The following is a 25,411-nucleotide window of genomic DNA, read 5'->3' on the forward strand; positions in this document are numbered from 1 at the left end:
GCGGTCAGATCGAACATTGCGGTAACTCCTTGGATTCGTTATCGCAAATCGCAGATGGTACGTCAAGTATATAATTAAGAGTTTTTTCCTAAAAGCTGTTGACGGGGTGAAGGCAACTATGCTATGTTTCTATCTATGGTGCTGAGTTGCGCCGATGACCCGCCCCCGAGGCGGGTTTTGTGTTTTTGGTTTTGCCTTCTCCTCGAACGATGGCGCTCTACGGCGCCCCCCTCTGTCCTGCCGGACATTTCCCCCTCAAGTGGGGAGATTGGCAGCTTCAGCGTATCGCTCATTCCTGCAAAGCAGGAGATTGGCGACAGCGATAGCGACAGTCGATCTCCCCCCTCGTGGGGGAGATGTCCGGCAGGACAGAGGGGGCGCGAAGGAATGCGACGTTTCGATCCTGACGATTATCTGCGAGAACAGCCATGCCACGCTATGCCACCATCATCACCGGCGATGACGGCCTCGAGGTCGTCAGCGCCATTGGCGAATTCGAGGGTGCGGCGCCGCGGCCGCGGCTGGGCCGGATCGAGCAGGTCGCGCCCGGCGTGCTGATCGGCATGGCGCGGGACGCGGCCGGCGGCTTCGCTTTCCCGCAGCCGGCGATTCATAGCGGCGCCATCGGCCTCGCAATGGCGGGCCTGAAGGGCCTGCCGGGCACCGCGAAGCCTGCGGGGCGGCCGAAGGGCGCCAGGAAAGCCAGGAAGAAATCCGCTCGTTCGAAGAAGCGGGTCCGGTCGGTCAAGTCCGTGTCGTCGAAGGCCAAGGCCCGTGTCGATGCCGGCGAAGCGGTGACGGGCCATGGCTGACGAAACCGCCGCTGTGCCGGTGCGCGGCAAGGGGCGCAAGCCGGCCGCCGGGCGGAGCGCAGGCCGGGAGGCCGCGCCGGAGACCCGCCTCAAACGCCCGAAGAAAACGCTGGGCGACGACTTTCTTGCCGCCGTGCGCGCCGATTTCCGCGCCCATGGCGCCGGCGTCATCGCCGAAGTGCGGGCCGACAAGCCGGACCAGTATCTGAAGATCGTGCTTTCGGTGCTGCCCAAGGATTTCGATGCCGCCGTCAACCATCTGGATGCCTTGAGCGATGAAGAGATCCGCCGCCGCATCCGCGCGCTCGAAGCCGCGGTCAAACCGTTCCTCGAAGACATCGCCGATGGCGGCGAGAACGGAATATCTGGCGCTGCTGGCGGAGCTTGACCGCAGGCGCCGTACCAACCAGCTTGCCGCCTACCGGCCCTATGCCAGGCAGGCGGCGTTCCACGCCGCAGGCGCCACCCACCGCGAGCGGCTGTTCATGGCCGGCAACCAGCTCGGCAAGACCCGCGCCGGCGGCGCCGAATGGGCGATGCACCTGACGGGCCGCTATCCCGCGTGGTGGCAAGGCAAGGTTTTCGATGCGCCCGTGCGGCTGTGGGCCGCCGGCGTCACCGGCGAGGGCACGCGCGACAATCCGCAGCGCGTGCTGGTCGGCCCGCCGCAGCGGCAGGCTGAATGGGGCACCGGCATGATCCCGGCCGATGCGATCGTCGACACAATGATGGGCCGTGGCGCGCCGGGCGCGCTCGACAGCGTCGTGGTGCGCCATGGCGGCGGCGGCGACGTGCAGGCCGGCGAGAGCGTGCTGTCGTTCAAGAGTTTCGAGAAAGGCCGCGAGAAATGGCAGGGCGAGACACTGCACGGCGTCTGGTTCGACGAGGAACCGCCGCTCGACATCTATTCCGAGGGCCTGACCCGCACCAATGCCACCGGCGGGATCACCATCGTCACCTTCACGCCGCTGCTGGGGATGAGCGACGTGGTGCTGCTGTTCTTGAGCGCGGCGGAGGTGGAGGGGTTGGGGAAGGGGTGATGGAGCGTGCCTTTCCTTCTCCCCTTGTGGGAGAAGGTGGATCGGCGCGCAGCGCCGAGACGGTTGAGGGGTGCTCCAGCGGAGTGAGGCGTTGGCGTTCCCTGGAACACCCCTCATCCGACCTCGCTTCGCGAGGCCACCTTCTCCCACAAGGGGAGAAGGTGAAGCGACCGCCGGCCGCGCCTCTCTGTCCAAAACTTCCTGCGAAATCTAACACCTATTCTCCTCTCCTGATTTATCTTGGATACCTCCCCAATGTCCCGTCACGTCACCTTCATGACCATCGACGATGCCGAGCATTATTCGCCGCAGGAGCGCGCGGCGATCGTCGCCGCCTATCCCGAACATGAGCGCGAAGCGCGGGCTCGCGGCATTCCGGTGCTGGGGTCCGGCCGCATCTTTCCGGTGGCGGAGGAGTTGATTGCCTGCGCGCCGTTCCGGCTGCCACGCTACTGGCCGCGCATCGGAGCGCTCGATTTCGGCTGGGATCACCCTTCCGCCGCCGTCGAGCTCGCCTGGGATACGGAGGCCGATGTCGTCTATGTCGCCAAGGCCGCACGCGCCTCGCAGCAGACGCCGGCCATGCAGGCGCTGACCCTGAAACCCTGGGGCGAATGGCTGCCCTGGGCGTGGCCGCGCGACGGCCGCCGCGAGACGCTGGAAGGGGCGGGCACGGCGCTCGCCAAGCAATATGCCGCGCATGGGTTGAACATGCTGACCCGCCACGCGCAATTCCCCGACGGCTCCGTCTCGGTTGAGGCCGGGCTGATGGAGATGCTCGACCGCATGCAATCCGGCCGCTTCAAGGTGTTTTCGACGCTTGTCCCATGGTTCGAGGAGTTCCGGCTCTACCATCGCAAGGACGGCCAGGTGGTGAAACTGCGCGACGATTTGATGGCGGCGACGCGTTATGGCGTGATGATGCTGCGCGAGGCGATGGTGGATCCGGCGGAGTTCAGGGCGGCGAGGCGGGCGAAGGGCCAGAGCGATCCGCTGGGGGCGTTTCGGTAGGCTCGCCACATTTCGTCATTCTCGGGCAACGATCCCACCGTGACTTCGGAGCGTTGCGGCGGCGCAATTCTCGCTGAGTAAACGAGTGCTCCAGCGCCGGCCCGATAGCTCTCGCTGCGCTTGCCCTGCGCCTACTCCAGGATTTTCCAGTAAGAATCCTTGCGGATCACCTTGCCGTCGCGAAACGTGTAGAAGTCGCAACCCCGGACCTCCTTTTTCTCCCCCTCGCGTGTGGTGCCGGTGAGGGTCCATTTCGAGATGCCGGTATCGGCGGTCGAATCCACAAAATGTTCGGCGTTGCCGTAGTGGACATCCGGCAAGCCTTCAAAGCGTGTCGCCAGTGCTTTCCGTACGTTTGCCTTGCCCTCGAAACGAGAGCCCCAGGGCTTGCCTCCTCTCGGCATCTCCAGGATGCAGTCGTCGGAAAAGAACGCCATGATCCGATCGAGATCGTGCGCGTTGAAGGCCTCGCATAGCTGCGTCAGCGTCGATCGAATGTCCATTCGCCCGTCTCCCTTCAATTGGATGACCGATGTCTTGCTCCCGCATTCGATGGTCGAAGTAGGTCACCGGCTAGGAGACCGGTCAAGGGCGTGAATTCTTCACGCTGCACTCACATAGATGAACCGTATCCCGGGGCTCTGGCATCCGCATGACCCTCCGCATCGTCCCCGCCACCCTGCGCGATCTCTCCTACATCGCCGCCAATTTGCGGCCCGAGGACCGGGCCGAGATCGATTGCCAGCTCGATCAATGGTCGCCCGCGCTGCTGGCGCTTACGGCGCTGCAAGGACTTGCCTATGTGGCCGAGCTCGACGGCAATCCGGAGGCCGGTTTTGGCGCTGCCGAGCAGCGGAGCGGGCTGTGGATCGCCTGGAGCTGGGGCACGCGCCGCATGAAGCGTTGCGTGCCCGGCATCACCGGATTTTTTCACACTGTGCTCGGGCCGCAGGTTTCCGCCCGCGGCGCCTGGCGGGTCGAGGCGCGGGCGCTGGCCGGCAATGAACTGGCGCTGCGCTGGCTTGGGCGGCTCGGCGCCTCGCAGCGCTGCCTGCTGCCCGGATATGGCAGGAACGGCGAAGATTTTTTCCTTTACGACTGGACAAGAGAAGGCTGGAACCATGTGTCTGTTTCAAAAACCACCGGAACTGAAACCGCTGCCGGCAGTGCCGACGGCTGAGGACAAGGACGTGCAGGCGCGCGAAGCCGCACTTCGGGCTGAACTCGAACAGCGCCAGGGCACGGCGAGCACCATCAAGACCGATCTGGCGCCCGGCAGCCTCGCCGGCCAGCGCCGTGTGCTCCTGGGGATGTGACCATGACCGCAATGAAGCGCAGTTTCAGGAAGCGCGTGCTGGACTGGTGGTACTGGAGACGGCATGCAAGGTTGGTGAAGCGGCGTGGCGGGTGAACGCTGCCAATCTCCCCCCTCGTGGGGGAGATGCCCGGCAGGGCAGAGGGGGGCGTGAAGGAACGCCGACCTCTCAGTTTTCAACCTGCGATGGCTTGAGAGATCGACCATTCAGCTGACAGGTCGGCGGGAGAGCGCCCCCCTCTGGCCTGCCGGCCATCTCCCCCACGAGGGGGGAGATTGGCAGCTTCCACCGCTCACCCCTTCTTCGCGAACGCCCAGACCATCATCGGGTATTCCTCGTCGTTGCTGAGGTCCCGCCACAGGCCGTAGGCGCGGACCGGGCCGCCTATGTGGGCGCGGGCGCAGGCCTTGTTGCCCCAGCCGAACGCCTGGACGTTGTCCTCGGCGAAGCCGCCATCGACCATCAACTGCTTCAGGCCGGCCGGCGTCCACCTGTTATAGTCGTGCGGCCTGGCATGGACGCGAAACAGGAAGGGCGTCGCCACCATCGCCCAGCCGCCCTCGCGGGTCATGGCGTGGATGTTCCGCGCGGCCGCCTGCGGCCGCTGTACATGCTCCAGCACCTGATCGGCGATGACGATGGAGTATTGCTCGTCGGTGCGATCCTTGCAGATGTCGAAATCGGGGAAGTCGACCGAGCGATAGTTGGGGCACATCGCCTTCCAGTAGCGGTTCCAGCCGGGCGAGATCTCGATCACGTCGCGCGATTTGCGGTTGGCAGCCGTCAGGAAGGTTGTGAAGGCTTCGATCTGGCGGATGCGCAGCCAGTTGCGGGAATCGTAGCCGATCAGGCGCTTGACCGCCTGCTTGCTGCGATTTTTCACGGTGCCGGCAAGGCTTGTCGTCACTTCGACCTCCTCAGACGCCCGCCGCCAGGGACAGCCTAGCCCGGCCAAGTGGGCAAAAGATGACAGGATCGGCAATCTCCCCCCTCGTGGGGGAGATGCCCGGCAGGGCAGAGGGGGGCGCGACAGAACGCCAGCCTTTGCGATTTCGAGCCAGGACAACCTTGGAATTCCATGACGATTTGCTGGACAGGCCGGCGGGACAGCGCCCCCCTCTGTCCTGCCGGACATCTCCCCCACGAGGGGGGAGATCGGCAGCTTCCGGTTCGGCGCCCAAACAAGCGAGATTGAAATGACCGATTCCCGTGCCCGCGATATTCTTTCCCGCCAGTCCGAGCTCGAGAGCGAGCGCGCCGCCTACGAGCCCGTCTGGGAGGCGGTGGCGGAGTTCTGCGATCCCGATGCGCCCGATATCCTGTCCGGGCGCGGTGCCCGCCGCGGCGACAGCCAGGCCGAGCGGCAGGAGCGGCGCGGCGCCCGCGTCTATGCCAACACCATCAACTCGGCCGCCAACCGGCTGGCGGCGGGGCTCGAAAGCCTGATCATCCCGCAGTCGGAGAAATGGCACGGGCTGACCACCGCCGAGATGGACGACGAGGAGACCGACGAGGAAAAGGAATGGGCGGAAAACCTGCGCGACTTCCTGTTTTCGCTGCGCTACTCCGCCAATTCCAATTTCGTACCGGCGACGCAGGCCTGCCTGCGCAATGTCGTGCGCTACGGCCCGGCCTATCTCTATGCCGAGGAAGGGTTCGGTTCGACGCTGATCCGCTATGCCTCGATCCCGGTGGTGGAAGGCTATCTGTCGCGCAACCGCTGGGGCCAGGTCGACATCTTCCACCGCCGCTACGAACGCACCGCGCGCCAGGCGGCGCAGTTGCTCGGCTACGAAAAACTGCCGGCGCGCATCAGGACGCTGGTCGACGACCCCGCCAAATGCGAGGAGAAGATCGCGCTCATCCAGTGCATCCAGCCGCGCGACGAGCGCCGCATGTACCGATCGGGCGGAAGCTACCGCTATCTCGACGCCGCCTTTGCCTCCTACCACGTCATCGAGGACGAGGAGGAGATCGTGCGCGAGAGCGGTTTTCGCACCTTCCCGGTGTCGGCCTTCAACTGGCGCCGCTACGAGGGCGACGCCTACGGCATCTCGCCGACCATCGAGGCCCTGACGACCGTGCGCGAGGAAAACGCGGTACGCCGCTCGGGCCTGCGCGCGCTCCAGCAGATCACCGATCCGCCGACGGCGTCGAAGGCCAGGCTCGACTATGTGCCGGTGCTCAATCCGGGCGAGAATTATCCGGGCCTGATCGACGACAATGGAAGGCCGCTGATCGCGCCGATCACCACCGGCCAGAACCCGAGCTACGCCTTCGACTATGCGGCCAGCCGGGCGGAGGAGATCCGCGACATGATGTTCGTCAATCTGTTCCAGACGCTGGTGCAGAACCCGCAGATGACCGCCACCGAGGCGCTGATCCGCCAGGAGGAGAAGGGCGCGCTGCTCGGGCCGTCGGGCTCGATCATCCAGGCGGGCTTTGCCACCAATCTCGACCGCGAGCTCGGCATATTGGAGGACAAGGGCCTCTATGACGAGGACAGCCGCTTCCTGCCGCCGGCGAGCCTGGCGGGCAAGGCGGTGCGGCCGACCTTCACCGGTCCGCTCGATGTCTTGCGCCGCTCGGCGGAAGCGCGCGACACCATCCAGTTGGTGACCACGGCCATGCAGATGGCGCAGTTCGACCCCGATGTGATGGACAATATCGACAGCGACGAGGCGCTCCGCGTCGTGCAGAGCGCCGGCCGCAGCCCGCAGCGCATCTTCCGCCGCAAGGACGAGGTGACGGGCCTGCGCGACACGAGGGCCAAGGCCAGCCAGGCGCAGGCCGCGATGGCGGCGCTCGCCACCGCCGGCAAGGTGGCCAAGGACGCCGTGCCGGCGGCCGTGCAGGCGCGCGACAGCGGCCTGTTCGAGGGATTGCAAGGCATGCTGGGGGGCGGCGCGGCCGATGGGCCGGCACCCGATGCCGGCGCCCAGGGCGCGATGCCGGCCGGACAGCGCCCATGAGCCGCAAACGCTTCGCCCACGCGTCGCAGAACGGCGGCCCCGCCAAGGCGCGCGAGGCGCTCGCCAAGGCCTATCTGCGCGTCTTTTCCGGCGAGGACGGCGAAATGGTGCTGGCCGATCTCGCGGCGACGGTCGGCTATTTCAGGCGCCCGTCATACGGCGAGTGGATGGCGCGGACCAGGACGCCCAACGGCTTCGAACTGCACAGCGCGCTCAGCAACGCCCGCGCCGAAGTGGTGCAGCACATAATGGGTTTCCTGACGCTGGACGAGGCGCAGCTCGTGGCGCTGGAGAAGGCGGCGAGGGCGGAGGGGAGGTGAGGCGCTGAAGCCGCCGATCTCACCCTTGTTCAAGGTTCGGCGACGATCGAGGTCGGCGCCCTACGGCGCCCCCCTCTGTCCTGCCGGACATCTCCCCCACAAGGGGGGAGATTGGCGGTCTGGCCGCCGGTGATTCAATAATTGCCGTTGTAGTACCGGTCGTCGCAAGGCGCGGTGTAGATGCGGCCGCGGCGGTCCTGGTAGCGGCAGAGCTGTTCGCCGCGGCGCTGCGGGGTGGTGGCCGAGCCGACGACAGCGCCGAGCAGCGCGCCGCTGGCCGCGCCGATGACAGTGCTCTTGGTGTTGCCGCCGATGGCCTGGCCGACGAGGGCGCCGCCGGCGCCGCCGATCAGCGCACCGGTTCCGGCCCGCTGCTGGCCTTCCGTCTGCGCGCAGCCCGCCAGCGCGGCGGTCATCAAAACGGCGGCTATGGCTTTGTGAATGTTCATGTGACGTCTCCCTTGAAGATCTGAGATCCCTATCGATCGCCAAGTGCGGCCGCATTGCGGCGGAACGGCGGCACAGGCTCTCACGATATAAGACATGGTTTCTCGGGTGTTGATGGACCGAGGACGCGAAACACCTCTTTCGAACAAGGCGCTAGCACCGCTTCCTGGCAAAATGATTCAGCCGGCCTATGCCGCCTCGATAATCTTCCTGGCGGCGGCGGTCAGAAATCCGGAACGGCTGTAGCCGTGTCGTCTTGCATATTCGTCAATCTCGCCGAGGACATCTTCGGGAATGGTGACGTTGACCCGTACCACCCTCGTTGTCTCGATCTTCAGAGGGATCAGAACGGCAACGCCGGTAAGATTATCCTTGTCCGCCATCACTTGCTCGAGCGACGAGGGCTCGGGAATGGCCTCGCCATCCTCGACCAGACCATCGACATGAAAGGCGAGCGCTTCCTGCGCCATGGCACGGGCGTCGTCCAGTGTCGTGCCGGCAGTCACCACGCCGGGAAAATCGGGGAAAGAGACGCCGAAATCGCTGTCTGCTTCCTTGTGTATCAGTCCGATATATTGGCGCATCTCTCTACCTCAACTTGAGACCGGATTGCTTTTCGATGCTCTTCAGCGTGCCGATCGGGACATCCCGTTTGGGATGCGGAACCGTAACCCGACCCGGCTTGGTCGTGTGCTTGAACTGAGCATGACTGCCTTTTCGAGCCACTTCGAACCATCCATCGGCGGTCAATCTGACGATGATGTCGGAGCTCTTCATGTTGTGTATGGATACACACAGTTCAAGTGTCTGTCGATAGAGATCGCGCTGCCTGTCCCCGCCAGCCTTTCCGTCAAAGTCAGCGCGGATCGATGAAGGCGCCTTGTAGGTAAACGCGAACGCCGAGTTTCTTCGCGCCCCCTGTGTCCTGCCCGTCCTCCGCTGCAGCTGCGGAGGGTGGACCGGCACCTCCCCCTCGTGGGGGAGATTGGCAGCCTTGCCGCCGGCTCATTTTCTAACCCCTTACAAAGGAACCATCACATGACAGATCTGGCAAACGCCGGGTCCGTGGCTGCCGTATCGCAGCCGGCGGGCAACCCAGTAAGGCCACCGGCAGGCGCGGACAACGGGTCCGCCGCGCCTTCCGCCAAAAGTTGGTTTGACGGTCTTTCCGAAGGCAACCGCAAGCTTGCTGAAGCCAAGGGCTGGACCAAGCCTGAAAGCCTCGATCGGGTTTTCACATCCTATGCGGAACTGGAGCGGCGGCAAGGCGAAAGCCTGCGCGTTCCAGCCGCGGACGCGCCTCGGGAAGACTGGGACAAGTTTCATGCCCGGCTGCCCGAGGCGATGCGTCCGCTGACATCGCCCGAAAAGGTCGAATACCGGCGGCCGGAAGGCTTGCCGGAAGACTTCGCCTATTCGGACGAACTCGCCAATGCGTCCAAGGCCTGGGCGGTCGAAGCGGGTGCTTCGCCGAAGATCGCCCAGGCCTACCATGACAGGTTCGTCGGCTACATGGCCGAGCAGGCGGCGGCCCAGCAGGCAGCGCTCGCCCGCTCGGTCGAAGCCACCCATGACGACCTCGCCAGGGACTGGGGACCGACCGACAGCGACGGCTTTCGCCAGAAGCTGGAGGTCGCCAACCGGGCGATGAAGAAGCTCGGCCTGGTCGATGCCTACAAGCAGAAGGGCATCCTTCTGCCCGACGGCGCCCTGACCGATCCGCAGATCGCCAGGGCCTTCCAGGCGATCGGCGAGGCGATGTTCCGCGAAGACACGATCGACGCCGACGCGGCGCCGCGGGGGCAAAATCCCTTCCGGCGCAACGCCGCCGGCGAGCGCAACGTTTCGGCGATTTCAGCCCTTGTCAAAAGCGACCCTCAACGCGCCCGGCGGCTGGCCAGGGAAGCGGGCGAAAACCCGGATCTCTGGATGCCGAACAACCCCCTCTGATCCCGACGCATCAGCCGCCGATCAATCTCTCAAAGGAAAGACAAAATGGCAGACGCCTATACCCGTATCGCGGACGCGATCGTTCCGTCCGTTTATGCCCAATACGCTTTCGAGGAACACGTCCAGTCGCTCGAAATCTACCAGGCCGGCATCCTGTTTTCCGATCCGGCCATCTCGTCCAAACTGTCGATGGGCGGCCGTTCCGTCGACATGCCCGGCTGGAAGGATCTCGGCAACGACCCGTCCGAGCCGGTCAATGACGATCCGGCCGATTCCATCGAGATGAAGAAGATCGGCTCGCGCCGCGAGGTCGCCGCCCGCAACGTCCGCGCCCAGGCCTGGGGCGTTCCCGACCTGACGTCGATCCTGGCCGGCGACGATCCGCAGAAGCTGATCGTCAAGCGGCAGACCGAGTACTGGCAGCGCGCCAACAAGCTGACCCTGCTCGGCATGCTCAAAGGCGTCGTCGCCGACAATCTGGCCAATGACGGCGGCGACCTGGTGCGCGCCACCGGCGCCTCCATCGTCGACACCGACATCATCGAGGCGGCCTACCTGATGGGCGACCGCGCCGACAAGTTCCGCACCCTCTGGATGCATTCCAAGCAGATGAAGGCGCTGAAGCTCGCCGACCTCATCGACTATGTGCCGTCCTCGCAGCAGGGCGGGCCGCTCATTCCCTACTATATGGGGCTGCGCTGCGTGGTCGACGACGACATCCCGCAGGCGGGCGGCGTCTACACCGCGTTCATGTTCAAGGACAAGGCGATCCTGTGGAACGAGCTGCCCGTCAACACCGAAGGCGGGCCGCTGGAGTTCGACCGCAAGCCGCGCCAGGGCCATGGCGGCGGGGTGACGGAAATGGTCGGCCGCCGGCATTTCGTGCCGCACGTTCCCGGCACGCGCTTCCTCGACGCCTCCACCGCCGGCGAATTCGCCACCGATGCGGAGCTGGCGCTGGCGGCGAACTGGGACCGCACGGCGTCGAGCGTCAAGACCATGACGTTCATCGCGCTGAAGACCACGGAAGCGTAGGCGCCTCGGCGAAAGGGCGGGGCCTTTGGCGCCGCCCTTTTTCAAAGGCTGCATTCCTTCGCGCCCCCCCTCTGTCCTGCCGGACATCTCCCCCACAAGGGGGGAGATCGCTGTCACGCCGGCCTTCGCTGATCTCCACCGTTGCAAGAATGTGCGCTGGCGCTCGAACCGCCAATCTCCCCCCTCGTGGGGGAGATGTCCGGCAGGACAGAGGGGGGCGCCGTAGGGCGCCAACAACCACGCCAAGCCGCTTCGAGCGGCTTTTTTCATGCCGCAATCACAACCCACGGAGGCGCTGACCCATGGCCATAACCCCGACCGACATCGCCAACATGGCGCTGGCTGTCCTCGACGAGGCGCCGATCGACAGCCTTGACCAGGACATCAAGGCCGCGCGCTTGCTCAATGTGCATTTCGACCTGACGCGCGAAGCCGAGCTGACGAAATACGCCTGGGTGTTCGCCATCCTTTCGGCATCCGTGGCCGGCAGCGATACCGGCAGCGGCGCCTGCACGCTCAACTTTGCCTATGAACTCCCCGTCGATTGCCTTCGCCCGCTGCCGCTTACCCACAATGGCGAGCCGGACGGTGTTGCGATCTCGTGGCGGCAGGAGGCGGGGCTGGTCTATAGCGACCGGGCGGGACCGCTGACCATCCGCTATGTCGCCAACCTCACCGATCCCGACGACTGGGACGCGCTGTTCACCGAAGTGCTGGTGGCGGCGCTCGCCATCAAGGTCGCGCATCCGCTGACGCACAAGGCCGGGATGATCGACATTGCGCGTTCGGCCTACGACCGGGCGCTTGACGCCGCCTTCACCGCGCAGGCCATCCAGCGCGGCGGACGGCTTTCGATATCGAGCTGGGCGCGGCAGCGCGGCGATAACCGGTTTGTCGGTGCGGGGATCATGCGCTGATGGCGACGCTCTATCCGGTCCAGGACGTCTTCACCCGCGGCGAGATCTCGCCGCGCCTGCATGCGCGCGCCTCGCTCGATCTCTACCGGGCGGCGCTCTCGAAATGCGAGAACTTCGTCACCCTGCCGCATGGCGGCATCCGCAAGCGCGGCGGCACCTGTTTCGTCGGCGAGGTGAAAACGTCGGCGAAGAAAACACGCGCGATCCCGTTCATCTTCTCGGCCGACCAGGCCTATATGCTCGAGTTCGGCAATCTTTACATCCGCGTCTACGCCTATGGCGCGCGTGTCGGCACGGTCGAGGTGGCCTCGCCCTATCTTGAAGCCGACCTGTTCGATCTCGACTATGTGCAGTCCGCGGACCAGATGTGGATTTCCCACAGGGACTATCCGCTCAAGGTACTGACGCGCACCGCCCATACGGCATGGACGCTCGACGACTACGCGATCGACGACGGGCCCTATGACGACATCAACGATACGCCGACCACGCTGACGCCGGCCGACTACGGCGCGCTGACGCCGAAGATGACGTCGAACGCCGCGCCTTCGGGCACGGTCTCAGGCATGGGCGGGGCAGGGGACGCCTACCAACTTTTCGACAAGGCGACGGAGACGGACAGCGGCATCGCCGGCGCCACCAACGGCTCGGTCACCTACCAGCTTGCCGGTGGCGCCCAGGCCATCGTCGAGAACTACTACCTGACCGCACGCACAGGCGGGACGGTTGACCGCACGCCGACGATCTGGGTGCTCGAAGGATCGAATGACGGCGCGACATGGGTGACGCTCGACAGCCGCACCGGCGAGACCGGGTGGTCAGGCGGCGAAACCCGCTACTACGAATTCCTCAACAAGCTGGCGTTCGAATATCACCGCTTTACATGGAAGGCGATCAACGGAGCCTCGGACAGCGCGTTTTCCGAACTGAACCTCAACCGGGCGGCGGCGAGCCAGACGCCGTTCGACCTCACGGCGTCGTCGACCGCCGGCATCAATGGCGGCGCCGGTTTCCAGGCTTCGGACGTCGGCCGGGCCATTCGCCTGCTTGCATCCGATGGCCGCTGGCGCTGGGCCAAGATCACCAGCCGCACCAGCGCCACGGCGGTGAAAATCCAACTGCATGGATTTGCCCTGCCGGACCTCAGCCCGATATCGCGCTGGCGCCTGGGCACGCTCGTGCCCGGCAAATATGTCGAAAGCGGATCGCTCTACGAGGAGCGCCTGGCTTTCAGCCGCAAGTTTTCGGTCTACGCCTCGGCCACCGGAGATTTCAACAATTTCGCATTGGGCGAGAAGGATGACGACGCGCTGGAATTCCTCCAGGCCGGCGGCGGCCAGGCGAACGACATCACGTGGATCGCGGAATCGGATGGCGCCCTGCTGATCGGGACGCTCGGCGGCATCCGCGCGCTCTCCGGCTCCGGCATCGACGAGGCGTTGACGCCGTCCTCGTTCAAGAACCGGCGCTCGCGCACATCGGGCTGTGCCCGCATCCGCCCGGTCGATGCCGGCCAGTCGTTCCTCTATGTCACACGCTCGCGCCGCTCGATCGCCGAGCTGACGCAGGCTTCCACCGGCCGCTTCACCTCCGACGATATCGGCCAGATATCCGAACATATCCCGAAGAAAGGCGTGGTCGAACTGGCGTTCCAGACCGACCCCGACCCGATGCTGTGGTTTCCGCTCGATAATGGCGAGCTCGGCGGCTACACCCACCAGCCCTCGCAGGAGGTGCGCGGCATGCACCGCCACCGCTTCGGCGGCGCCTTCACCGGTTCCGGCTGGGCGGCCGTCGAAAGCGCTGTCGTGACGCCCGGCCAGGATGGGGTCGACGACATCTGGCTGATCGTCAGGCGGACCATCGGCGGCGTGACCAGGCGCTATATCGAGATCATGACGGCGCCGTTCGAGTATGGGGCGCTGGAGGACGCCTTCCAGGTCGATTGCGGCCTGACCTATTCGGGCGCCGCCGTCAACGCCGTGTCCGGGCTCGGCCATCTCGACGGCGAAAAGGTCGACGTGCTGGCCGGCGGCAAGGTCTATCGCGGGCTGCCGGTCGCCTCCGGCCAGGTGATGCTGCCCGGCGGCGCCATCGCGGCCAAATGGCAGGTCGGGCTTGCGTTCCAGTCGCAGGCCGACACGCTGGAGCTCGACGTCGCCGGCCGGGACGGCTCGATCCTCGGCCGGCGCAAGAAGGTGGCGGGGGTGATCCTGTCCCTGCTCGAGACCGACACGACGGGGCTTCAGGTGCAGTCGCTGATCCGCGGCCGCTGGGAAAGCGTGCGCATGCCCTCCATCGTCGCGCCCGACGGCAAGGCGAGCCTGTTCACCGGCAATGTCGAGGTGCCCATCGACGACAGCTGGGAAGGGCAGGGCAGGGTGCGGATCCGCCACGTCAACCCGACGCCCTGCACGATACGGGCGTTCACGCCCGTGTTCGACGCCGAGCCGTAGGGGGAGGCGCTGAAGCTGCCGATCTCCCCCCTAGTGGGGGAGATGGCCGGCAGGCCAGAGGGGGGCGCTGTCCCGCCAGCCTGTCTGCAATTCAGCCCACTCCTATCAGGCGCTCGTCGCTCGTGACTTGATCAAGGCCGCGATCCTTCGCGCCCCCCTCTGCCCTGCCGGGCGTCCGCTGCGCGGACCGCTCCTCAACCCCCACAAGGGGGGAGATCGGCGCTCCACCGCCTCCACCCCTACCACAAGGAACCCCACCCCGTGACCACATCCCCCCATGCCGAAAAGCTCGGCAGGGCGCGGACGGCTGCCGAATACGCTGCCGTCATCGCCTTGCTCGATACCGACCTCAACGATGCGATCGCCCGCCGGCGCGGCTGCGAACAGGCCGAGGACCGCGCCGTTTTCGGCGACGGCGATCTCTCCGCCGCGCGCATCGCGCTGGACGACTGTAACGACGTCGTCGCGCTGCTGGAGAAGATCATCGCGGCAGCGGACAAATGCCGTGCCGCGGCCGCCGCGGCAGAGGCGCGCGCCGCTGTCGAGGCGCTGGGCGAGCAGGCGAAAGCCAGGGCGGAGGTGCTGACTGAGCGCTGGCGCGCCGTGCGCCGCCTGGTCGAGCTGTTGCGCCAGGAATTGTTCGAGGCCGATGCGCTCGCCCGCGCGCTCGCCACCGCCAACGGCCTGTTCGACGCCGCCGGCATGCCTGACCTGACGGTGAACCTGGCCCTTGCCCGCCGCGCCGCCATGGCCGGGCCGCGCGCGGCGGCGCCGGCGCGCCTCAGCCGCCCGGCGCTCCAGGCCGACAGGCTGCTTCTGTCGTTCACCAACCCCGGCGGCGCGCTCGACCCACGACCGGCGCTCGGCGCGCGGGCGGCCAGGAAAAATCCCATTGCCGCATCTGAGCGAGGCTGACCATGTGCACATTAGCCCTTCTCGGCACGGCCATCTCGGTGGGTGGCGCATTGTTCGAAGGCCGGCAGCAGAACCAGGCGGCCGGTTACCAGGCCAAGGCCTACGGGCAGCAGGCGCAGGCCGATGCGCAAAGTGCGGCCTTCGAACAGAGCCAGGAGCGCCACAGGCAGGATCTCCTGCTGTCGCAGGCGCGAGCCCAGGCGGGCGCCTCCGGCGTCGGCATACAGGGCTCGCCCGCCGAGGTGCTGGCGGCCAATGCCAGGCAAGGCCAGCTCGACCTCAAGGCGATCCAGTACGGCTCGGCGCTGCGCCGGAACACTCTCGACAGCCAGGCCGCGCTCGCGCGCTTCTCCGGCAGGCAGGCGGCGGCGGCGTCGGTCTTCAAGGCCGGCGGCAGCCTCGTGTCGGGTCTCTCGCGCCTCTACGACCCGACCAAGGCCGTGACCTTCGGCAAGGGCGCCTTCCCGCCGGCGCCGGGCGGCGCCTTCACGGGAGGGCTCTACTGATGGCGACGATTCCTCTCCAGCTTGCGCAGCGCCGGCTCGACACCGGCAACGGCGTCTCCTATCCCGAGGGGTCGCCGGCCGGCAGGGCGATGCAGGATCTTGGCGACGAGCTCTCGGCGGTCGCCGAGCGCTACCGGCAGATGAAGGAGCGGCAGGAAGCGTTCGACGCCGAGCTGGCGCGCCGCCGGTTCGCCGACCGCATCGCGCAGGCGGAAGACGAGGTGGCGGCGAACGCGCCGGCCGACGGCAGCGGCCTGCACGATGCGATGTATGGCGAGGTCGACCCGCGCAGCGGGCAGGTGGTCAAGCCCGGCCTGTTCGACAGGCTGTTCGACGAGGCTGTGCCTGAAATACCCGAGAGCCGGCGCGCCGATTTCGCCAGGCAGAAGGAGCCGATGCGCGCCGCCGGCTCGCCGCGCATGGCGCAGCGGCAGCAGGCACAACGCGATGAGTATGAGCTGGCGGAGTGGGCGAAGGTCGACACCATATCCACCAGCTCCATCGCAAAAGGCGACCCGAACGATATCAGAGCTTTCGAGGCGATCCGGCAGAACGGGTCCGATCTGATCGCCAAGATCGGAAACCCGGTTATCAGGCAAGCGGCGGAAGTGGCCTGGCGCAGCAACACGGCCAAGGCGCTGGTTCAGGCGATGATCGCCCAGGATCCGAAGCGGGCCGCCGAGATGTTGGGCGGGGCGCGAGCTGGAAGCCGGCTCAAGTACGACACGGCAGAGGCCGTTGATGGCTCTGATGCGTCGGGCATCTCTAGTGCAGCTTTAGCAAATGGTGCTGGCAAGCTGACGCCGGTTAACAGTAATGCGCAGGCGTTCGACCGAAGCATCTCGACGACCCCGGATGCCAAGTCAGCCATCCCCCTGGATGCCATTACCTACCTGAAGCCCGGCGATCTCGCAGCGCTAAGGGATCAGGCCAACACGGCCACCGCTGCACAATTGGTCGATGCCCGCGCCAAGGTGCAACTGGCGGAGCAGAACGCTCCGGCTGTCATCGCCAGCACGGGCGAGTATCCCGAGGAGAAACCTACCGCACAGGATTTCGTCAATATCTATGGCCTCGAGGAGGGCGCCGAGCACTTTCAGGCCTTCGACACGACATCCAATGTCGCCGCTGCGGTCTTCGATATGCGCCGCGCGCCGAACCAGGCGATACACGCTCAGCTTCGCGATTTTGAGCCCGGTCCCAACAATTCGCAGGAAGAGTGGGCGCGATACGAAGCAAAGGCTGGCGGCGCGGAATTCGTTCTAGGCGCCAGGCGGGCCGACCCTGTCGCCTATATCGGCCAAATGTTCCCGGGCCGGGCTCCCAACTGGGACAAGGTCACCACTCCCGAGGGCTATAAGGCCGCCATCACCTGGGTTGTTGCAGCCCAACGGGAGATGGGTTTCGACAAGATACTGCCGTTGCCGTGGACCACCGCGGAAAGCCTTGCTGCGAAATTCATCGATCCAAGTGTGCCGTGGCGGCAGCGCATGACCGATCTGAGCACGATTTTTTTGGCGGTCCGCGATCCACGCCTGCGCTTCGGGATGGCCCAGCAATTGTTTGCCTCCGGCCTGCCTCGGCTGCGACAGAACGCGGCAACCGATCCGAAGCTGACATCAGCGGATATCCAGGCACGAGAAGACGCCTTGGCGGCCGCCCTGTTGACCGTCGCATTGCATCCGGCTCGATCACAATACAACGCTGCGTCGCTTTGGCTGCAACCTCTCCAAGCCGCCGATGACGTGGCCCGGCTGATGGCCAAAGGGATGACCCTCGGTCACGCGGACAAAGCCGCGGCCAGCCTCAGTTCGCTTTTTTCCGACAAAAGCTACGAGGAGTTGCTCGCCGCCGAACGGGCCGCGACGGAAGATGCCGAAGACCGGGCAGGGTCTGCAGCCCTGCCTGCGGAACTCCTTGGTGGGATCATCGCCGGACATGGTCTGGCGAGTTCGGGCATCACTCTCACGGGCAAGTTGGGCACCGCAGCCTTGGACGGCCTGACCGGCCTGGCTGCACGAACCGCCGTCGCTGGCGGCGAGGGTGCAATCTATGGCGCCACATATGCGCACGGCATGGATGAGGACATGCTGCGCGGTGCAGCCGCTGGGGCACTTTGGGGTGCCGGCGGCAATATCCTTGCCGAGGGGCTCAGCGAGATCGGCAGGCAGGTGACAGCGAGGCTCACCGGCTCGCCGGAAGGCTCGGCAGCATCTGAACTTGTGGACAGCAGATCCGCCGACGAGGCAGCCGACGTACCGCGACATGAAGGCGTTCCGACGGCGACAGAAGTCGAGGCGTCGGAGCGCGTTGCGACCGCAGGGGACCCGGCTGCAAGAATTACGGACGAGGACGATCTAAACCTTGTCCCGACCAATCGTACGACCACGAACAGAGCTCTTCGCAAGGAATGGGAACTACTGCATGGCAAGCCCTGGCCCAAAGATCCCAAGACAGGTCGAAATATGGATGTTTCCCATGAAAAAGCTCTGGCCGATGGTGGAGCGGATCATGTATCAAATGTTCAGCCGCGTACCAGGGAAGATCACATAAGGCTCCACATGGAGGCTGGTGATTTTCGGCGGTGGGCTAAGAGGCGATGGCGGAAGAATAAATTAAGTAATGGAGAGGGTGTGTGAACGCAATTATGCCAGATCTCAGTACAGTAAGCCGTTTGCCGCTTCCTGAGGGTGATCAAGACGCCGATGATAATCTTGATGCAGCTCTTCAAGAGGCCCGTGAATATATAAAGTTTTATGATTGGGGAAAGAATATAAAAACAGAGTATCTTGGATATGGCGCCGAGGGAATAATATACATTTTTCTCTTCGAGATTTCACCGGGGAGACCAGATGTGCCCCAATGGATATGGGTAATCGTGGGTGATGTGCCGCCAGCTTATATGCCCGGCGACGATGTCGAGACTCCGTACGAGGCGCTGGATGGATATATCGGCGCAATGGATGAATGGGTTGAGGCCGCGCGTCAGGGGAAGTCAGTGGCGAAGCTGATCCCTGTGAATGTCCCGGCGAACCCCGCCAATGCCGAGATGTTGGGCGGACGTCTTAAATTCCTCGATGAAAAGATTCTGCCGCTGCTTGAAAAGTGATGTGTAGGCACTTGTATAGGCAATGAGGCGTTTTTGACCCGATTGCCGAACAACGGCAAAGCCGTTGATGGGCCAGGTCATAGCGAAGGTGAAGGGATTGCCTCCGGGACCCCAATAAACCTCAAGTCGTAAATTGGAGTGGCGGCCTCTAAATTGTTGCATTTGGCTCTAATCCGTATGGGCGGCGCTGGTCGCGGTGCCCAATCCTGACGATCGAACCAATTGACTAGACCGGGGAGAGGCCAACCGCGGAAGAGCGCATTCTGCCCGAGCTCGGAGAGACGGCTACATTTTTCTGATGAAGCCACCTGAGCGGGAGGCCGGAGGCACCGGCTTCGGGAGGAAGGGATTCCGATCGTTTCGATCCTATGCGGTGACGGGTGTTGGCTCTCGAGCTCGGCAGCGACAAGGTGGAGATGACCGAGGCGGATCTCTCCAAAGACCTGAAAAGGGGAATGCGGTGGTCGCAAGAATATGGCGTAGCCTTGTTGCGTTTGGCCAGATGATGGCTGGGGCGGAAGAACTTCGGCCCGTTGCCGTGACGGCAGAGAATTCGGTAATGAGATACTATGAAGTAAAGCCTCTAGTAGCCGGTGAGCTAGGCGATGACACTGTCGAGGATGCCAGCGTTCATCCGCCCATTGTGAGCAAGCTCCACTATCATTTCGCGGGCTGGCTGGGAGATGCACTCGTGACCTCGTTTCCTTGTTTTCTTGTGACCGAAGAAGCCAAACGTGGGTTGCTCGCTATCGGCATCTCTGGCGCCACATTCGCCGACGCGCAGGTGACCATATCCGAGGATTTTCACCTGGTGCAGCCCGACGTCGTGCTCCCTCCGTTTGTCTGGCTCAAGGTGGACGGCAAGGCAGGTCACGACGACTTTGGGATTAATCAGAACCTGTACCTCGTTATATCGGAGCGGGCCCTCGATGTGCTTGATGAACTGGGGCTTCCTTCCGCATCCATCGAACCGTTCCACGTCGGCAACAAATAGTGTGGCACCCGCGTCGTGGCCGACGGCGTCAAAGCGCCTCGGATCAGCGTGGAGTTCAGGAGAGCGTTATTGCCCGACTAGAGTCCAGAGCCGCTTACTTGTCGCTCCATCGCGCGGCTACTCGGCCGCCAACGCGATGGCCGGCCGGCGGACGGGAGGCAACGCCAAGATCCGCGGTATGAGCGAATCCGGCCTGCTATAGCGCGTTCCGGTCAACTGTTCCTCGCCTGGCTGCCGCAGTGCCAGCACGGGCCGCCCGGTCTTCCGACGCGTGTAGTAGGCCCGCTCACCGAACTCTGGCACGCCGTCGTCCAACTTCTTGGTTTGGGTGAATTGCTGGCCAGTCGGCGCCGATGGCTGAAGAAGACAATTTTATGCAAATGTTTCCGGATTGGTCTATTCTGTTACCTGGGGGCAGTTCAGGTGCAATACAGCGGAAACACTCACGGAACACCTTGGCGTTAGGGCTGCCAGTGCACTTCCATGGCGCATTTGGCAGCTCTGCGATGAGTAATATTAGCTAGGCGTAACTTTGGCATGTTCGTTGCACCTTACCCCTCGAGGGGACCACAGGGGTTGGAACCGATGTATCGAAATGACGCAGATCTGTTCGCGCGGGCGAGCGCGCGGGGCATTACGATCTATCAACGCTCAAAGACGGTGTGGATCGCGGCGGGAAGCTACCGGGACCGCGAATATGCGGTGAAGGGGCGGACACCCGCCCTTGCGCTCGCATTGTGGAAGGAGGCCACCAGATACAGCGGGTCGGGACTTTAGAGCCCGCCCTTGCCGTCTGGATGAGGCCTCAAAGGCGACTAGACGCCCGCTACGCGACAGAACATCTGCAACGCCGTCAGGGTGCGGGCTTCGGTCGGCTCTTCGCCTCCTGCCTGTAAATCCGCCGGCGCCGCCACCGCTCCAACGGATTTGTACCGGGAAGCGAACGGCCTTTCTTCTGCCGTGCGGTTGTCGTTTGCAGCCACGACAATCGCGGATTTTTTCATCGGAAATCACACCTTGTGGAATCGCTGCGACATTGACGCTCCCATAGCGCAAGGCACCGCAGTGCGCGGGTGTTAACACGGCAGCCAGTCCGGGTGCAAGCCGGCATTGCTGCTTGCCAGGAAGTGCGTGCCCAAGGACAGAAAACCGACCGCTGAATTGTCTTTCGCCTGGCCGAGCGGCCGTGACTTAATTTCTCAAAGAAGAACCTGAATGACCGTGGCGCCGTGGCCGCACGGGCCAGCGCTTATCCCCTCCGAACCCCTCGCCACGCCGCCAACCAACCCGAATTCCAAGCCTTGCTTTCGCGAGGCTTTTTTATGGAGCAAGCCTCATGGCCCGACCCGCAACTGCCGCCGTTCGCCTTTTGACGGGCGAGCGCGAACCCGTGCGCCTGGCGACGACGGCAAACCTGGAGACGGTCATCGTCGACGGCGTTGCCTGGATCCTGGGCCTGAAGACGATCGATGGGATTTCGACCGCCGTCGGCGACCGGGTATTGGTCAAGAACCAGTCGGACGCCCGGCTGAACGGCATCTACACGGCGAGCGAGGGCTACTGGTACCGCGCGGCGGACGCCCGCACCACGCGCACGATGCAGAAGGGAACGACCGTTCACGTGCAGGAGGGGGTTGTTTCGGGTGGCCTGGTCTACGCTTTCCAGACCCTCAACCCGGTGATCGGCACGAGCAACATCGTGATCTCCTACTATCTGTCGGATGATCCGCTCGCAGATATCGGCGGAGCGCTGGCGGCAGTCATCCACATCGCGGAACTCGCGCGCGACCTGGCCCAGCAATATGCCGCCGACGCCGCGCAGGTTTCGGGCGTCAACGTGCCGATCTACGCTTCCGTGGCGACGGCATCGGGCTCGACGATCGCTGCCGGTGTCAAGAGCATCAGGACCCAGTTCTACGCCCCGGTCTTCACGACCCCGGCAACCCTGGTGGGCGGCGCCAACTATGCCCGCATGTCGCGCGCCGCGATCACCGCCGGCGGCTACCCGGCGCTGGCCTATTTCCGATCCGCCGACCGTTTCATGCCGGACGGGACAACCGATGCAGTCAATGGCGGGTTTTGGGTGTTGAATGAAAGCGTCGCCACCGCCACGATGTTTGGCGCCCGTGAAGGGCTTGCCGACAACGCGCTTGCGTTAAACGCGCTCGGCTCCTATTGCCGGATTACCAAGGCCGTGCTCGTCCTGCCTGCCGTAGCAACATACTACGCTGTTGGCTCTTCTATCGACTGGCGCGACATCAGCGAGATCAATGGCAAGGGGGCGCTGATACGCGGTGCTTTCGACGGCCTTTCGGCGGTCCGCATCGGTGGGACCGGAGCCAATGTTTTGCGCGGCGCAAAGATCTGGTTGGAAGTCCAGAATACACCAGACAAATCTGTTGTCGCCAACACGCGAGGCATTCACTTCGGCGGCATGGCCGAGAGCAAGCTCTGGCTTGCTGCCCGTGGTTATGACGAAGGGCTTTATTTCGACGGCCTGGCGGCAAATACAAATTGGGTAAGCAATGAATTCAACATCATCACTCTCTACAACAACGGCTCCCATGTGCATTGCGATCTGGCTGGCGCGAGCTATTTCGTAAACAACCAGTTCCGCGGTGGAACCTGGTACATCGGCACCAACCAGAAGGCGGCGGGTCGCGGCACCTTCAAGCTGACGCTTGCCGGGACCGCCGCCGTTGAAGAGGTGTTGATCGACAGCCCCCAAATCGGCATTGATGGCGGCTCGGCCGGCGTCGGCCATGCCGCTTTCATCTACGCCGCACTTGGCAGCACCAGCAACCTAACCACCGTGTTTTTCAAGAATGCGCGCATCGAAACTTACAGCGCCTTCACCAACACACTTGCCCTCGTTAATGTGCCATCCGCGATTGGCTTCGCCTCCTTTAACATTGATCTTTTGAGCGCGTCAGGCATCGATGACGCGAACATCCTTTCGCCTGATCTGAAGCGCCTGTTTGTCTCGCTGCGAGATATGTCGAATAGGCCGACTGGCGGGGCCAACTTGGTGAGGCGCTTTCAGGGCGAGCGGTTCTTTCCGGTGCAGGCCGAGGGCCGCATCACGGTACCCGGGGTCGTTTTGTACGACAGCGCGACCGGCGGTTATGCAGCTCCATCGCCCTTCCTGACCAATGGTGTCACGGCGCGCACGTCGCGGGCTAACGGCGACGGCCAACTTGTGGTGTCAAGCTCGGGCCAGGCTGTCGGCCACATCTACAAAAAAGCCAACACCACACAGCACGCGTTCCTCAACTTCCTTAACGGTTCGCGCGCCATTACGGTCATCTGTTTCGACGCCTCTGGCACCGTGTTGTCAGGCAATGCCCCGTACTATGCAAAAGGCAGCAACGGCCAGTCAATCGCTCGGACCGGTGCATCGGTTTATGAATTTTCGACCAACTGGCTGTGGATACACCCATCTGTTGCCTCATTCTTCGTTGGGGCGTCCGGATGGATTGGCGCAACGATCATTGAAAGTATCGATTTTGAACAAGGCTTCGCCGCGCCCATACTGCGATTGCGCGACCAAGAGACCGACATCAGCCGGCTTTGCTATAGCTTCCTTATGGAAAGCTATCTTCCCGTTGGAGCGACCATCGAGCGGGCGCAATTTGGTGGATATCGAAATACATTCCTACTGAAGACCACCGTCTCCACCGCCGCCATTTCCGGTGCCACCACGATTGGCTTAGCAAGCGTCGCGGGAATCACAGCTGGCGACCGTATTGGAATCGAACTTGACACTGTGATTACCGGAGCAGAGCTCCAATGGCACCACACAACTGTGAACGGCGCACCTTCGGGTAACACGGTGACACTGACCAACGCCTTGCCGGCAGCAGCCGCTGCCGGCCGCGCGGTCAGGTTGAATCGCTGGGTGGTGCGCTAGTTCGGTTTCTTGCGCAGGATCAGCAGCGCTTCGTCGCCGTCGGGAATTATCACGCGCGTCTCGGCGGAGCGGGCGATCTTCAGGATGTCGATCCGCTGGCCGGCCGCATCCAGCGCAAGCTGCTTCAAAAGCCGCAGATTGGGAATGGCCACCGTGTGCTTGCCCCGCGCATTGCGCTCGATCGGCAGGGTGATGAAGACGATGCCGCCCGGTTCACAGACCCGCACCAGTTCCCGCATGGCTTTCTTTGGATCCATGGTGTGTTCCAGCGTGTGCCGGCAGAAAACCAGGCCGAAAGAGCCGTCGGCGAACGGCAGTTCATGCAAGTCGCCCTGAACGACATTGCGTCCGTTGGCCCTGGCGTGCGCCACCAGCGGTTCGATCAGTTCCACGCCGGTGACGTTGTCCAGTCCGAGCTGGTTGAAGAGGCTGACGGTCCAGCCGTCGCGCGCCCCGGCATCCAGGATCGACGACGGCGGGCGGCGCCCTTCGAGGAACCGGATCAGGTACTGGACCGTCGAGATGATCTTTACGCGAGGCAGCACATATTCCAGCTTGTCGCCCCTGTACTGCACCTTCAGGTAGTCATCGGCCGCCATGGGGCGGGTGTCGATGTTCCGGCGCGTGCCGAGATAAAGCCTGCGGGCGACATTTCTGAGCAAGGTCTCGCCTCCGATGGTTTATCCGGGCTGTCGTCTCGTCACCGCCTGATGCCCCAGGCATAGGTTCTTTGCCTGGATGCGTTCAGACGGCGCACCTCGTACCGGCCCTGCCGCTCGATCTCGGCGACCGCTTCGACCACGCCATCGAAGGACCCTGGCGTGACGTCGTCGAATACGACCATGTCGCCCTCGCGCTGAACGCCCGAAACGCAGCGATGCTCGGCCAGCACGTTCTTCCTGGTGTGCTGCGCGTCGATAAAGGCGAAATGGATCCGGTTCACGCCGACCCTGGGCAATTGAAAGAGTGAATCGCCTTGCAGGAAAATGATCCGGTCGGCCAGCGGCTGCCACGGCCGAAGCAGTTCGGCGCGCGACTTCCTGCCGTCATGGTCGTCGATGCAATTCCAGTAGAAGCGGTGATGGTGCGGCAGGACGTCAAGCGTGACGACATGCCCGCAGGCGCCGGCATCGGCGAGCGCCTTGGCCATGCAGATCGCGGAGAAACCACGCGCGGTGCCGGTCTCGACGACGGTGGTGAACGGCCTTGGGCTGTCGGCCAGCTGGCGGCGAAGAAGACTGTAAAGCACCCGCCCGTGCGGGTAGGCGAGCGCGTTGGTCTTGATGGTGATCTGGGTGTGGAGGGCCAGTTCGTCGAGCCAGTCGCGATCGACGGCAAAGCCGGTTTCGGTTTCGAGCCTGTCGATCTCAGGGAATGAGACGCGCCGGGTGGCTTCGAACAGCCTCAGATATTCCTCTTTCGGGGCACGCGGCGCCGAGCCCAGCGGGTCGACGTTCCAGCGGCGATCGATGGCGGCCGACAGGCTGTTGAAGGCCAGGCGCCGCGCGGCGCCAACAAAGTCTCTCATCCCAGACCTGTTCGTCCTGAAGTTGCATTTTTCTAACCATGCGCCGGCCGGCGCGCAAGGCGATCTTCGGTTTTGATGCACTGCAAGCAGGCGCCGAGGCGCGCGCAACGGCGACTATCCGCACCTCTGTGCTGCCGGCGATCACCCACTCACCCCATCAACCAGAAATCGAA

Annotated in this window: 26 protein-coding genes; 18 read left to right on the forward strand and 8 right to left on the reverse strand. The window is 64.1% G+C overall.

The window, feature by feature from the left end; genetic code table 11:
• The first annotated feature begins 428 nt into the window (after nt 1–428).
• The 4 genes from FJ964_RS27965 to FJ964_RS27985 all read left to right on the forward strand — a co-directional run bounded on the left by FJ964_RS27965 (nt 429) and on the right by FJ964_RS27985 (nt 2,863).
• Nucleotides 429–812 (forward strand): hypothetical protein, encoded by a 384-nt coding sequence (locus FJ964_RS27965; protein WP_140553692.1) that lies wholly within the window; start codon nt 429–431, stop codon nt 810–812.
• Nucleotides 805–1,200 carry a hypothetical protein gene (locus tag FJ964_RS27970; RefSeq protein WP_140553693.1) on the forward strand — a complete coding sequence of 132 codons (396 nt, stop codon included), beginning with the start codon at nt 805–807 and terminating at the stop codon, nt 1,198–1,200. Before FJ964_RS27965 ends, FJ964_RS27970 begins: the two co-directional genes overlap by 8 nt.
• Nucleotides 1,157–1,852 carry a terminase family protein gene (locus tag FJ964_RS27975; RefSeq protein ID WP_224713325.1) on the forward strand — a complete coding sequence of 232 codons (696 nt, stop codon included), beginning with the start codon at nt 1,157–1,159 and terminating at the stop codon, nt 1,850–1,852. The genes FJ964_RS27970 and FJ964_RS27975 overlap by 44 nt, the downstream gene beginning before the upstream one ends.
• 255 nt (nt 1,853–2,107) lie before the next feature.
• A complete protein-coding gene (locus tag FJ964_RS27985) occupies nt 2,108–2,863 on the forward strand; it encodes a terminase family protein (RefSeq protein WP_140553698.1) in 756 nt (251 codons plus the stop codon).
• 131 nt (nt 2,864–2,994) lie between these two features.
• Here the strand turns inward: FJ964_RS27985 and FJ964_RS27990 are convergent, their stop codons facing one another.
• Complete coding sequence (locus tag FJ964_RS27990) at nt 2,995–3,366, reverse strand: nuclear transport factor 2 family protein (RefSeq protein ID WP_140516300.1); 372 nt, start codon at nt 3,364–3,366, stop codon at nt 2,995–2,997.
• Nucleotides 3,367–3,515: 149 nt separating this feature from the next.
• Here FJ964_RS27990 and FJ964_RS27995 point away from each other — a divergent pair, with 149 nt between their 5' ends.
• Nucleotides 3,516–4,043 carry a hypothetical protein gene (locus tag FJ964_RS27995; protein ID WP_140553701.1) on the forward strand — a complete coding sequence of 176 codons (528 nt, stop codon included), beginning with the start codon at nt 3,516–3,518 and terminating at the stop codon, nt 4,041–4,043.
• Nucleotides 4,030–4,179, forward strand: a complete 150-nt coding sequence (locus tag FJ964_RS31110) for a hypothetical protein (RefSeq protein ID WP_181172645.1) — start codon at nt 4,030–4,032, stop codon at nt 4,177–4,179. The genes FJ964_RS27995 and FJ964_RS31110 overlap by 14 nt, the downstream gene beginning before the upstream one ends.
• Nucleotides 4,180–4,471: 292 nt before the next feature.
• On the opposite strand, the gene FJ964_RS28000 is transcribed toward FJ964_RS31110, so the two are convergent.
• Nucleotides 4,472–5,086, reverse strand: a complete 615-nt coding sequence (locus FJ964_RS28000; protein ID WP_140553702.1) for a methyltransferase domain-containing protein — start codon at nt 5,084–5,086, stop codon at nt 4,472–4,474.
• A 289-nt stretch (nt 5,087–5,375) separates the two neighbouring features.
• Between FJ964_RS28000 and FJ964_RS28010 the strand changes: the two genes are divergently transcribed.
• Together FJ964_RS28010 and FJ964_RS28015 are read left to right on the forward strand one after the other, a co-directional pair.
• Nucleotides 5,376–7,151: a portal protein gene (locus tag FJ964_RS28010; protein WP_140553706.1), complete on the forward strand. Its 1,776-nt coding sequence runs from the start codon at nt 5,376–5,378 to the stop codon at nt 7,149–7,151.
• Nucleotides 7,148–7,471 carry a hypothetical protein gene (locus tag FJ964_RS28015; protein WP_140553707.1) on the forward strand — a complete coding sequence of 108 codons (324 nt, stop codon included), beginning with the start codon at nt 7,148–7,150 and terminating at the stop codon, nt 7,469–7,471. Before FJ964_RS28010 ends, FJ964_RS28015 begins: the two co-directional genes overlap by 4 nt.
• Before the next feature lie 134 nt (nt 7,472–7,605).
• On the opposite strand, the gene FJ964_RS28020 is transcribed toward FJ964_RS28015, so the two are convergent.
• The 3 genes from FJ964_RS28020 to FJ964_RS28030 form a co-directional block, all read right to left on the reverse strand.
• Entirely contained in the window at nt 7,606–7,920 is a 315-nt protein-coding gene (locus FJ964_RS28020) for a YMGG-like glycine zipper-containing protein (RefSeq protein WP_140553709.1), read from the reverse strand.
• Nucleotides 7,921–8,106: 186 nt separating this feature from the next.
• A complete protein-coding gene (locus FJ964_RS28025; protein WP_140553711.1) occupies nt 8,107–8,502 on the reverse strand; it encodes a type II toxin-antitoxin system HicB family antitoxin in 396 nt (131 codons plus the stop codon).
• 4 nt (nt 8,503–8,506) lie between these two features.
• Nucleotides 8,507–8,695 carry a type II toxin-antitoxin system HicA family toxin gene (locus FJ964_RS28030; protein ID WP_140553713.1) on the reverse strand — a complete coding sequence of 63 codons (189 nt, stop codon included), beginning with the start codon at nt 8,693–8,695 and terminating at the stop codon, nt 8,507–8,509.
• Between the two features lie 261 nt (nt 8,696–8,956).
• On the opposite strand from FJ964_RS28030, the gene FJ964_RS28035 reads away from it, so the two are divergent.
• The 9 genes from FJ964_RS28035 (at nt 8,957) to FJ964_RS28080 (ending at nt 19,800) form a co-directional block, all read left to right on the forward strand.
• Nucleotides 8,957–9,868, forward strand: a complete 912-nt coding sequence (locus tag FJ964_RS28035; protein ID WP_140553715.1) for a hypothetical protein — start codon at nt 8,957–8,959, stop codon at nt 9,866–9,868.
• Between the two features lie 45 nt (nt 9,869–9,913).
• On the forward strand, nt 9,914–10,903 hold the full coding sequence (locus FJ964_RS28040) for a Coat protein (protein ID WP_140553716.1): 990 nt from the start codon (nt 9,914–9,916) through the stop codon (nt 10,901–10,903).
• Between the two features lie 302 nt (nt 10,904–11,205).
• On the forward strand, nt 11,206–11,820 hold the full coding sequence (locus FJ964_RS28050) for a hypothetical protein (RefSeq protein WP_140553718.1): 615 nt from the start codon (nt 11,206–11,208) through the stop codon (nt 11,818–11,820).
• A complete protein-coding gene (locus FJ964_RS28055; RefSeq protein WP_140553720.1) occupies nt 11,820–14,276 on the forward strand; it encodes a hypothetical protein in 2,457 nt (818 codons plus the stop codon). The genes FJ964_RS28050 and FJ964_RS28055 overlap by 1 nt, the downstream gene beginning before the upstream one ends.
• Before the next feature lie 261 nt (nt 14,277–14,537).
• Nucleotides 14,538–15,191 carry a hypothetical protein gene (locus FJ964_RS28060; protein WP_140553722.1) on the forward strand — a complete coding sequence of 218 codons (654 nt, stop codon included), beginning with the start codon at nt 14,538–14,540 and terminating at the stop codon, nt 15,189–15,191.
• Nucleotides 15,192–15,193: 2 nt separating this feature from the next.
• Nucleotides 15,194–15,697 carry a hypothetical protein gene (locus tag FJ964_RS28065; protein ID WP_140553724.1) on the forward strand — a complete coding sequence of 168 codons (504 nt, stop codon included), beginning with the start codon at nt 15,194–15,196 and terminating at the stop codon, nt 15,695–15,697.
• The gene (locus tag FJ964_RS31115) at nt 15,697–18,336 is read left to right on the forward strand and encodes an HNH endonuclease signature motif containing protein (protein ID WP_181172639.1); all 2,640 of its coding nucleotides are present in this window, start codon (nt 15,697–15,699) and stop codon (nt 18,334–18,336) included. The genes FJ964_RS28065 and FJ964_RS31115 overlap by 1 nt, the downstream gene beginning before the upstream one ends.
• Complete coding sequence (locus FJ964_RS28075; RefSeq protein WP_224713324.1) at nt 18,333–18,806, forward strand: hypothetical protein; 474 nt, start codon at nt 18,333–18,335, stop codon at nt 18,804–18,806. The genes FJ964_RS31115 and FJ964_RS28075 overlap by 4 nt, the downstream gene beginning before the upstream one ends.
• A 559-nt stretch (nt 18,807–19,365) precedes the next feature.
• Nucleotides 19,366–19,800, forward strand: coding sequence for a hypothetical protein (locus FJ964_RS28080; RefSeq protein WP_140553726.1), 435 nt, complete (start codon nt 19,366–19,368; stop codon nt 19,798–19,800).
• 815 nt (nt 19,801–20,615) lie between these two features.
• On the opposite strand, the gene FJ964_RS28085 is transcribed toward FJ964_RS28080, so the two are convergent.
• Entirely contained in the window at nt 20,616–20,804 is a 189-nt protein-coding gene (locus FJ964_RS28085) for a hypothetical protein (protein WP_140553728.1), read from the reverse strand.
• Between the two features lie 332 nt (nt 20,805–21,136).
• On the opposite strand from FJ964_RS28085, the gene FJ964_RS28090 reads away from it, so the two are divergent.
• The gene (locus tag FJ964_RS28090; RefSeq protein ID WP_140553730.1) at nt 21,137–23,710 is read left to right on the forward strand and encodes a hypothetical protein; all 2,574 of its coding nucleotides are present in this window, start codon (nt 21,137–21,139) and stop codon (nt 23,708–23,710) included.
• Here FJ964_RS28090 and FJ964_RS28095 read toward each other — a convergent pair.
• Entirely contained in the window at nt 23,707–24,372 is a 666-nt protein-coding gene (locus tag FJ964_RS28095; protein WP_140553732.1) for a class I SAM-dependent methyltransferase, read from the reverse strand. The two genes, FJ964_RS28090 and FJ964_RS28095, sit on opposite strands and share 4 nt — an antisense overlap.
• Before the next feature lie 38 nt (nt 24,373–24,410).
• Nucleotides 24,411–25,238, reverse strand: a complete 828-nt coding sequence (locus FJ964_RS28100) for a class I SAM-dependent methyltransferase (RefSeq protein ID WP_140553734.1) — start codon at nt 25,236–25,238, stop codon at nt 24,411–24,413.
• Nucleotides 25,239–25,411 lie beyond the last annotated feature (173 nt).

Source organism: Mesorhizobium sp. B2-3-2 (genome assembly GCF_006442295.1).
Classification (GTDB): Bacteria; Pseudomonadota; Alphaproteobacteria; order Rhizobiales; family Rhizobiaceae; genus Mesorhizobium.